The 10,004-nt window shown below is 57.8% G+C and carries 8 protein-coding genes and 1 pseudogene; 4 read left to right on the top strand and 5 right to left on the bottom strand.

The window, feature by feature from the left end:
* The 4 genes and pseudogenes from IF809_RS33670 to IF809_RS33655 all read left to right on the top strand — a co-directional run.
* On the top strand, window positions 1-1,478 hold a 1,478-nt coding region (locus tag IF809_RS33670; RefSeq protein WP_462839697.1), incomplete at its 5' end, for a DUF5695 domain-containing protein.
* A 37-nt stretch (window positions 1,479-1,515) separates the two neighbouring features.
* Window positions 1,516-1,659: pseudogene (locus IF809_RS33665) on the top strand (IS91 family transposase); the annotation flags it as partial.
* Between the two features lie 936 nt (window positions 1,660-2,595).
* Window positions 2,596-3,849: an outer membrane protein gene (locus tag IF809_RS33660; protein ID WP_011084880.1), complete on the top strand. Its 1,254-nt coding sequence runs from the start codon at window positions 2,596-2,598 to the stop codon at window positions 3,847-3,849.
* Between the two features lie 108 nt (window positions 3,850-3,957).
* Complete coding sequence (locus tag IF809_RS33655) at window positions 3,958-4,293, top strand: hypothetical protein (protein ID WP_014497773.1); 336 nt, start codon at window positions 3,958-3,960, stop codon at window positions 4,291-4,293.
* A gap of 157 nt (window positions 4,294-4,450) precedes the next feature.
* Here the strand turns inward: IF809_RS33655 and IF809_RS33650 are convergent, their stop codons facing one another.
* The 5 genes from IF809_RS33650 to rtxC all read right to left on the bottom strand — a co-directional run bounded on the left by IF809_RS33650 (window position 4,451) and on the right by rtxC (window position 9,974).
* Window positions 4,451-5,788: a glutamine synthetase gene (locus tag IF809_RS33650; RefSeq protein WP_011084879.1), complete on the bottom strand. Its 1,338-nt coding sequence runs from the start codon at window positions 5,786-5,788 to the stop codon at window positions 4,451-4,453.
* Window positions 5,788-7,074, bottom strand: a complete 1,287-nt coding sequence (locus IF809_RS33645) for an ATP-grasp domain-containing protein (protein ID WP_011084878.1) — start codon at window positions 7,072-7,074, stop codon at window positions 5,788-5,790. Before IF809_RS33645 ends, IF809_RS33650 begins: the two co-directional genes overlap by 1 nt.
* Window positions 7,071-7,940: an EamA family transporter gene (locus IF809_RS33640; RefSeq protein WP_223153700.1), complete on the bottom strand. Its 870-nt coding sequence runs from the start codon at window positions 7,938-7,940 to the stop codon at window positions 7,071-7,073. The genes IF809_RS33645 and IF809_RS33640 overlap by 4 nt, the downstream gene beginning before the upstream one ends.
* 163 nt (window positions 7,941-8,103) lie before the next feature.
* The gene (locus IF809_RS33635) at window positions 8,104-8,919 is read right to left on the bottom strand and encodes a gamma-glutamyl-gamma-aminobutyrate hydrolase family protein (RefSeq protein WP_011084876.1); all 816 of its coding nucleotides are present in this window, start codon (window positions 8,917-8,919) and stop codon (window positions 8,104-8,106) included.
* On the bottom strand, window positions 8,916-9,974 hold the full coding sequence (gene rtxC / locus IF809_RS33630; protein ID WP_011084875.1) for a dhydrorhizobitoxine desaturase: 1,059 nt from the start codon (window positions 9,972-9,974) through the stop codon (window positions 8,916-8,918). The genes IF809_RS33635 and rtxC overlap by 4 nt, the downstream gene beginning before the upstream one ends.
* Window positions 9,975-10,004: the final 30 nt, after the last annotated feature.

The following is a 10,004-nucleotide window of genomic DNA, read 5'->3' as shown; positions in this document are numbered from 1 at the left end:
GGATCAAGGGTTGGCGCATCTACGAGGTGACGTGTGATGATCCCGGGCTGAGCAAGCCCGCTTACCTCGCGACCAAGAATGCCGAGCATCCTGATGTGGCGGAAGTGGCGGCGCTGGATCGGTATATAGACACGTTCGTCTGGGGCGGGCTGCAACGTACCACACAGGAGGCATACGCCTACGGCCTCTACGGCATACCCGATTGGAAGCAGAACAGGGAAAGCAGCGATCCCGGCCCGAAGGGTCGCCTGCATATCTGGCGGCCTTATGACTATCCGCACATCTTCGCGATGTATTTGGCCATGCACCGCATCGCGCGTGACCATCCCGCGATACCCACCCGCCAGAGCGCACGAGATTATTTGGTACGCGCCTACGGTACGGCGCTGGCCATGTTCACGGTGCCGATGCGCGTGGTGATGTGGTCTGCCTACCGCACCGGCTTCTACAACGAATGTGTGATCCCCGAACTGGTTTCGGCGCTCACGACGGCGGGCTTGACGCGCGAGGCGGCGACGTTGGAGGCGCACTGGGCGCGTAAGGTGCGCGCCTTCGTCGATCCGAAGGCGGACCTGTTCAAGTCTGAATATCCGTTCGATTCCACAGCCTTCGAATCAACGCAGGCACTGGCGCGCTCGGCCCTTGACGACCCTGTCGCCATGGGGGTTTCGAAGGCGGCGGCGCGTGCCTTCTCGGAGCGTCAGATCGCTGCAAATCTGTTCTGCCGTGGCTGGCTGGAACCTGCTTATTACTATCTGGGCAGCGATTATCGCCACACTGCGGGCGACGCCTATACGCTGACTTACATGGCGCAGATGGGTGGCTGGGCGCTGCTTGATCATGCGCTGAACGATGCAGACGACCCGCATCCGCTCCTTCGTCTCGGCTATGCCTCACAACTCAGCGCGTGGGCTTTGCTGAACAGCGGCCCTGCGTCGGCGGGTCATGGCTATTGGTATCCGGGCGAGGAGAATGACGGCGCGGCCGGTGGCGGCTTCGAGCCGGCGCCGAGCGGCACCACATGGCTCGGTCAGCCGCATCACCGTGGAACGTGGTATTACTCGTGCGAGATCGACCTGGGATTTTGTGGGGCGGTCCGCGCTGCTGCGACGATCGTTGCCGACGATCCCATCTTTGGGCAGGTTTGTCACGGTGGCATCATGGAGACGTTCGCTCACACCCTGCGTATCTGGCCACGTGATGGCGTGCGGCGACGGCTCAACGTGCGGCTCCAGTCTCTTCGATTGGACTTGGTGCTGCTCGACGCGCGATTCCGGGCGGATCGACCGATCATTCTGAATTTGGGGGCGGGGTGGATCAGCCTTACGCCTGAGCCCTTTGCCCCATCTGGATCGGGAGTGTCGTTCGAATTGCGGTACGATGACGGGAGAAAGCGCAAGGAAGTCATCGACATCACGGACAGCCAGCTCGTCGTCCGCTTGCCTGCGGCGCGCTTACCGCGGGTTCAGGTTCGCTAGACTCTAGTGTTGCCGATTATGGGGTGCGATCGGCACTTATGGCCTGCTGTTCCACGCGGCTTCCGAGCCGATGACGATCATCCCGGCAAATCCCGAGCATCTCGGCGCACGTATCCGCATCACCGCCGTGCTGCATACCTCGGGTTCAGCGCCCGTGGACGCTTTTCTCGCCGGAGGAGGCGCCGGATCTCCACGACCTGACCGGCGCTGCGTTAGCCCAACTATACGCGCTCTACGAGACGACGGCCGCGCAAGGCGATCTCCGCGTCAGCAAACAGGTCCGCGCGGTTCACTGGAATCACAGAACTTAAACTGAAAGTCGCTGACGAAGGATACCTCGCCAATATCGGTCCCGGTCGGCTTACGCGTTCGCGTGCCGCTTCTGGCGTTCTTAAACGATCGAAATTTACTGCTGCGCCCGCTTGGGGAATACGATCTACGTCGTGCCCCCGTCTTGCGTCACAGCGGCAGACCTCGACGAAATCTACACCGCAATAAATGATACAGCCGATGAGCTGGTATAGAGGGGCCGCAATCTATCCCCGAAAACACGCCAGTGCCGATACTCTGTGGAGTGACGCAGAACGTGTAATCGCCGGAGAGACCTGTGAGAGCCTCGATCCCAACCCGCAGGAGCAAGGATATCGTCTGAAGACTAGAGCGGCGTCAAATGAAGAGTGCTCTCGATGAGAGCGCTCGGGAGCACAGATCGATCTCAAATATCTTCGAAGCGACGAGCCCGTTCCGCACTGTCTTTCCACCTGTTGAGGCAGCAAGGCTTCCGGTAGCCAAAGTGAGACCGGCGCATCGTGCGCTTCGGCCCATGACACCGCGCTAGCCAAGTATTGGTGGGGCAGTGGCCGCGCGGCTGTCGGTATTGAGACAAATGTCAGCAGCTTGACGATACACGCCGCGACGAAGTGCCCGCAAAGCCTGCGAATTCACTTCGGCACGCGACTTGCTCTCTTTGCGGCATCATCACCAATCGCAGCGCGATGGTCTTCGGGACGGACTCGGCGCGTGTCGCTGTTAGCGTCTGCTCCGCCCCGACGGTTTGCTGCGGCGATAGCTTATGGACGCTCGGTTATGGACCGAGAAACTGCAGGGGACGTGTTGAATGCGACCTGGAGTTCTTCTTTTGGGAGCCACGACAATTGCGCTCGTCGCAAATGGTGCGGCGAATGCGGCAGACCTTGAGCCGGAAGTGAAACTGCCCGCGGCGGTGTGGAACTGGTCCGGAGGCTATATTGGTGGACACGTCGGCGGCGGGTACGGCCGAACCTCCTTCAGCAATCCCTACGGTCCGTCAATCTATGGCGGCATAGTCGATACGCCGACGTTCCTCGCAGGTGGCCAGATCGGCTACAATTGGCAGAAGAACGGCTGGGTGTTTGGCGTCGAACTCGATGTCAGCGGTGCTGTCTCAGACGGCACAAATACCTGCCTCGCGTCGTCCGGCTTTGTCGTGAGTGCAAACTGCAAGGCAGGTCCGAACATCTTTGCCACAGCGACCGGTCGTGTCGGTTACACGTTTGGCGCGTCGGGTGGCACGCTGGCCTATCTCAAGGGAGGTGCAGCTTGGCAAAACAATCAGGGCGACGTCATCAATAACCATGAAGGCGGACTCGTGCCACAGGAGAAAACCCATTTCGACTACGGTCGCATCGGTGGCATCATCGGGCTGGGCGTCGAGCAGGCGCTTACGCCCGCATGGTCGGTCGCAGCTGAGTATGACTATCTGAATTTCGGTGGCCCGAGTGTCGCGACACCTCCGACGGTGCAGGGTCCGCCGTTCGCAATTGTTCCGGCGAACACAACGAGCCCGTCCAGCAACTATCACATCGGAAAGATTGGATTGAATTACCATTTTGGCGCCGACCCGTGGACGGCGCAATGGTCCTATGTGCCGCAGTACGCGAAGGCTCCAGTCGGCGCGCCGCCGATTGCTTATTCAGATGGTTGGTCGTTCGAAGGCGGATCGCGGCTCTGGCTCAGCCGCGGACGATTCCAATGGGACCACAGTGTAGCGCCCTACTTGCCTCTAGACCCCAGCGTCCTTGTATCGAGGCTCACCTATCATGGCCTTGACGGACTTTCGGGAGAGCTATTTGGCCGTGTCGACAGCCCATCGGGAGTGTTCCTGAAGGGCAACATTGGCCTCGGGCGCTTCGATAAAGGAAACATAAACAATGAAGATTGGCTCGCCGATCGGGAACTCTCCTATATCAACAACGCATCACGGCAACGAAACGGACGGTTCACCTATTTTACCGCAGACTTAGGTTACGATTTCCTGCGCGGCGCCAACTACAAGGTCGGCGGATTTATCGGCTGGACCTACTACGAACAGAGTTCCGACTCCATCGGTTGAACGCAGATTGCCCACCCCCGCTACACTTGTCCGGCGAACCCAGACACTATCATCGGCAGCCAGAATACTCAGGGGAATGCACCTCGTGTCGGCCTAAGCGCCGAAACCATGCTCTCTGAGCGCTGGCGCTTAAACACCGATGTCGCCTACCTGTCCTGGACCGATTTCAAAGGGCGTGACCACCATCTCTTGCGCGACGAGACCACCTTCGATGAACAGCGGGGCAACGGTGGCGGCGGCGTCCAGGTTGAAGGCGTGCTGTCCTACTTCTTCACCAAGAACTTCAGCGTCGGCGTCGGCGGGCGCTACTGGTCCATGTGGACCAAAAAGCGGGGCGACTCTTTGTGCAGCAGCAGCGGCTGCGTCGGTGATCCGGCCATATTCGCGAAGTACAGCATGGAGCGCTGGGGTACGTTCTTTCAGGCCTCCTATAAGTTTGATTGAAAAGATCACACCTCAAACCAAGCGCCGGGCGTCTTCAACGCTACGAGTAACGCACATTTTCTCTGCATGAACTCCAACATTAGCGGCACAGACCCCCGCAGTAGCCCTGCCGGCACCGGCCAGAAGAATGATCTCCAGAACTGTCGAAGAGCCCAAGCTAAATGATCTCAAAGTATCTCCGACGTTCAAAGTCGGTGACCCGATGTTGAACGGCTTGCCACTCCCAATGGCGCGAGCAAGAAAACGCTCCAACAAACCTTTCTCCAAAGACATCACTGGCCGCTGCAGACTCTGCAAACCGAGATGTTGCCTCTGATAGGCTTTGAGGCAGTCTCGCGGACGGACGACACATTTCCACGCTTGCATCACCGACGATCGAAGCCGGTAGTGCCGGACCTGTCTCGACGCCCAATATTCCCGAACCAATCGCACATGCTAGCGCGAGATATGGGTTCGCGTCTGCGCCAGGCAGCCTATACTCCAGGCGATGGGCAGATGGCTCTCCCGGAATGGCGCGAACCGCGCAGGAGCGGTTGTCGACTCCCCAGCTTGGACAGATTGGTGCCCAGGAGCCAGGTACCAATCTCTTGTAGCTGTTGAAGTTTGGCGCAGCGAGCACACAGAACTCATTCATGTATTCTAGTTGTCCGGCGATAAATTGCCTCATAAGATCGGAGACGTTGCCGAACGCATCACCGTCGTAAAACGCATTTTGACTATCCGAGGACATGGAGATGTGAATATGGCCGGACTGGCCAGGCCATTTCTCGGAAACCTTGGCCATGAATGTAGCCATCATGCCTCGCGTTTGCGCCCAGGCTTTTATCATCGACTTGAATATGGTTGCTCGATCGGCGGCTTCCAGCGCATCACAATGACGAAGTGACGCTTCGACCACGCCAGGTCCCGTTTCAAAGTGTAGTCCGCTGAGAGGTATTCTAGCCTTCTCACAAAGCGCCAAGATCTCACCGAACAGCTCATGTTGCGCGATAGAGCGCGCAATCGAGTAGCCGAACGGGCCGCGAGTTAAAGGAGCCCATTCACCGAACGGCTTTTCTTCAATCGTGTCTGCGTTCTCCTTAAATAGTATAAACTCAAACTCAAACCCGGCAGTGCAGTCGTATCCGTGGTCAGCAGCCCTTCGTAGGACCTTACGCAGAACGCCGCGCGGGCAGATGTTCTCATGCGCGCCCGTGAACTCCGCGAGGTAGAGATATTGAGAGCCGAGATGAGACACCGAACGGCCGGTGCCTGATAGAATACGCAGGTCAGCATCTCCGAACGCTGATAGCGGCTTTTGCGTGAAACTCGCCGGAATGACCCGGTCCGTACAATCCCACGCCAGCACCGCTTCAGAGAACTTGATAACTTTATCTCCATCCGAGAGATCTTCACCTAAGACGTGTTTGCCTCGCAGAACGCCATCGAAGTCGCTGACGCCGACCATCGCCGCGCGGGCTGGATTCGCTCCGGTGAACCTGGGATCAGTTGGCATTAGTCGCGATCCTGCATCACTAAATCGAACACCTGGTCCATCCGCATTGCTCGCAACTTGCGATAGTCATTCTCAAGCGTAGTCAAGTCGCTATTCACGAGATAAACGATGCCCGGTGTCGACGCCAAGTCGATCGTGGGAACAAGCTCTTGACCAATCGGAACGAATGCAATGGCGTCTGCGAAGCTCGGCAGCTTGCGGATTGCTTCGAGTCCCGGGTAACCGGCGACGACACCGCCCATATCTGAGATCAACGAGACGCAAAGTGCGTGAGCCTGCCGCTTGTAGGGCCCGCGCAGCCTCATATATTCACCAAAGCCCTTGGGATCTGCGTAGCACCAGGCCGTCAGGGTCATATGGTTGTGCCCCAACGCCATCGTTCGTGCTTTTGCCGACATGGTCCCTTGAAGCCTCGCTCCGAAGTCAACCAGAACTGGTCCCCGATGATCGACGATGATCTCAGCATGAGCCGGTCCCTCGGCGATCTGAAGCGCCTGCAACGCTCGTTCCAGGTAGTCGGACAGCTCCTGAACGATTGGTTCGCTGCCGTCCAACAATCTCTCGAGTGAACAGACCGATGATGCTCGCTCGATAGGAACGGTGTCATACGTCCAGGCCTCCGTAACGAAGGCATTCCCGTGGATCGAGATGGCGTTTACGGTGTATTGTTGACCGTTTATTTTTTCCTGCCCGAGGGCAAAACGATTCAACGCTCCGACACGGTTGGTCTTCCCGACAATCGCGCTTAGTGCCCGCTGAATGTCAGCATCTGTCGTGCAAAAGAATACATCCTCGGTTCCCGTACTGTTCAGAGGTTTGATCACGATCTCGTCGAAGTTCGCTTCGCGCTTCCAGCTTGCGATTTCTACAGCATTGTCAGACACGACTTGTCTGATCGATCGCACACCGGCATAGGTCAGCGCGCAAGACAATCGCGCTTTGTCACGCCGAGCAGCCGATAGAGCGGTGCCGTTTGAAGGTAAGCCCAGCCGCTCCGACAACGAATCGGCGAGTTCGACTCCAGACTCGCAGCCGGCGATAACGAACTCAAATTCTCTGCCATGGAGGGCCTGAAGATGATATTCAACGATGTCGTCATACCCCATGCGCTCGCTGGGGCGAATGACTTCATCATACAGGTTAGCATCAAAGTGCGCTTGGAATATGGGTGGAATCTGTGCGGCCGACATCACATGCACGGTTCCAATGCCATAGCGCTTGAACTGTTCCGGTAGATATCGGCCGGTAGAGTACGCGTCTACGATTACACAATTCCGTTCTTTCATGCGGATCTCCGATACTGCAAGTAGATGTTGCTGACGGCGACAGCCGTAATGAGAATGTTTCCAAGGAACGTATGTGACGAAGGCACGATGCGAGAATCGAAGTACTGGAACAGGAAGGTGATGATAGGGGCGGTGGACAGGACCATGTTGACGGTGAAGGGCTCGACGTAACGAATGCCCTGCTGGATCAAGAGCAAAGGAACGATCATCGTCGAAACGCCAACTGCTGCGATCGCAAACCAATGCTGCGAGATCTCAGGCACGATGGATGAATAGTCCACCAGTCCCAGCAGCAAGATAATCGTTCCATAGAACCGATGCGCCAGCACTTGCCGGCCGGAAAACCCACGGTCGAAAAGCAGTTTGACAAGTACATTTGTGAGGGCGAGCGATAGGCCGGCCACGATGGCCAAGACTATTCCAAAGGACGATCGAGCCCCCCACTCCACGCCTGCGTTGCCGCTGGCCGAGATCCAAATCATGTAACTCGCGATCATCGCGATCGAAGCGCTGACGACGATGTCGGATGCTGGCGGAACTCCCTGGCGCCTGATCACGGCGTTTAGCCACACAGTTGCGGTGGGCCCCAACGCCACCATGAACGCGACGACGATCGCAGGTTCAACGTATTTCAAGCCGATAAATAGGCCGATCCAGCTGATTGCTGTCACGACGTTGAGTACGGCGAAGACCAAAAGGGACCGATTCCCCACTCCTGCCTTGCTTGTGTCGTGGCGCGCCAAGAGATTGAACGTCAGACAAACCACGGTAAATGACAGCAGGAGCGCGACGAACGCATCTGCTCGCTGAAAATACGCTGCGGCATAAACCTCGCCTGCCGCACTCACGAGGACATAGAGGGCCACAAAGAGCACTCCCAGCGCGAACCTATTCGTCAATCGTCTACCCTTCCCGTGCCCGCGCGACGGGGCGCGGCCCTCGCAGGGACCGGGCCGCGCGCATCGATTTTGAGGCATTCAACTTTCGGCCTGTACTGACCACGTTTGGTTTGAAATCTCACGATCTGCCCTAGTGATTCTTCGTTCCGCGGTACACAACACAGGCCTCTCCGAATGCTTTGAAGAGTTGCTTGCCGAGGAGATCGGTTGAGACGTGCCATTCGGGGTGCCATTGCACCCCGATTTGCAGCGTCGGCGCGCCAATCACCGAAGCCGCCTCAACAAGACCGTCAGGCGCCCACGCCTCCCGCCTCAGCGCCGGGGCAAGCGCCTCGATGCCTTGATTGTGCAGCGAGTTGACTTGGGCTTCGATCGTCCGGGCGATTGGGAAGAGCGCGCCGTCGGAAGATATCCTGACGCTGTGCGCGGCATCGTACTGACGGTCCCTGGGACGGTCTGGCTTCTCGGCATGCATAGCACCGCTTTCGAGGCTCCACTCCGCAAGCGATGGGCGGAGTGTGCCGCCGAAATAGACGTTGAGCTCCTGAAGCCCACGGCAGATGCCCAAAATAGGCATTCCGAGCGCGATGGCGCTCTGTATGGCTACGGCAGAAAGCCGGTCCCTAGGACGGTCAAGGATCCCAGCCTCAACGTCCCGATCAGGATCAACTAAGGATGCAGGCGCTGACAGGACGGCGGGGTCGACGTTCGATTCATCACCTGTCAAGACCACACCGTCCAGCCGGCGCATGATGGCCGTGGCGAACGCCTCCCCAGCATCTTCCGCGTCGACGGTCGGCAATACGACGCAAGCAACTCCCCCATGACGATGGAGTGCCTGCACGTACTTACGGCGTAACCAGTCGCGATGCACACCGTCGACCAGAAGGCGGTTCGAAGTGACGCCGACAACGGCTCGCGCGCGCTCGGGCTGTTGCAGACTCACGCCACCTGGCCCCGCGTCCGGACGGCGGCAACGGACTGCTCATACAGCCGTCGATTTCGCTCTTTCAGCTGAGTTATGACGCTAGGCTGACCTTGAGGCCCCTTGACAAAGAGCCCGCCCCAAGTCGCGGCGACCTTCGCGTAGTTCGGATCCTGCATTCGGATTTTCTGAGCCTTGCGCAACAGCCAAAACGGGATACCGGGCGAAAGGTGGTGCTCAAGGTGGTACTCATCTAGATTCTGCCCAAGAATGGCTCGCTCGAGGAAGCTTCCCTTCCGATTTCTGGTGAGATAGACGTTCTGCGTCTCGTTTTCGCACATTGGCGAGTGCTCGGCGAGTTCGATGAACCAGCCGAGGACCTGAAATGTGGTGAGATAGGGCACGATCCAGAACAGGACGACAATATGGAGCAGCCCAAGAACATATGACCCGGCCAAGATGCTGATCCAGAAGAGATAGAAGCCATACCTGTCAATCAGTATGCCTGAGCGGCTCTGATCCTCGGTATCTTCGACCGAAAACCGGTTGGTCCAGAGATACTTCAGATAGGCCACTGTCGCGCCGCCGAAGATCGGCTTCCAGATGATGTTGAAAGCGTATCTCTCTGGACGCTGCACGTCATAAACGCCGCTGGCCAGGAAAAACTTCAGGTCGGGATCCTTGTCGGGGTCGCCGAGATAGGGATGATGCAAGTAGACATGTGAGATCCGATAGGCCCAGTGTCGCTGGAACAAGGGATAGGAGGCGAACAGAATGCCAAGAACATAATTCCAGGTGGTGTTCTTCGCGAGCGTGCGGTGAGCTGCATCGTGAGCGATGGTTGTCAATCCGCGCTGATAGGCACCAATCAGGAGAACGGCCAGCGGGTAGAGCCACCACGAAACAGACACGGTCGCAAGCGTGCACGCTGCGATAACAGCGTAATCTTTCGCAATGTAGGCGGCCCCTGTGATGTTGTCGGGCCTTAGCTCCGAAAGTTGCTTATTGATCTCCCGGCTGAATTGAACGGCCTCATAGCGTGATGACCTCAGTTTCCAAGCGTCTGCCTGATTCATGAGAACCTCTTCCTAATTGCCTTGCAGGTT

This window comes from Bradyrhizobium sp. UFLA06-24, assembly GCF_054967145.1.
The sequence above is the reverse complement of the archived record's forward strand: the minus strand, read 5'-3'. Positions and strand labels throughout refer to the sequence as shown.

Bases quoted from the DNA above. Each gene is read 5' to 3' on its own strand.
- rtxC (WP_011084875.1), bottom strand. From the start codon at position 9,974: ATGAATCAGGCAGACGCTTGGAAACTGAGGTCATCACGCTATGAGGCC.
- IF809_RS33645 (WP_011084878.1), bottom strand. From the start codon at position 7,074: ATGAAAGAACGGAATTGTGTAATCGTAGACGCGTACTCTACCGGCCGA.
- IF809_RS33660 (WP_011084880.1), top strand. From the start codon at position 2,596: ATGCGACCTGGAGTTCTTCTTTTGGGAGCCACGACAATTGCGCTCGTC.
- IF809_RS33655 (WP_014497773.1), top strand. From the start codon at position 3,958: ATGCTCTCTGAGCGCTGGCGCTTAAACACCGATGTCGCCTACCTGTCC.
- IF809_RS33650 (WP_011084879.1), bottom strand. From the start codon at position 5,788: ATGCCAACTGATCCCAGGTTCACCGGAGCGAATCCAGCCCGCGCGGCG.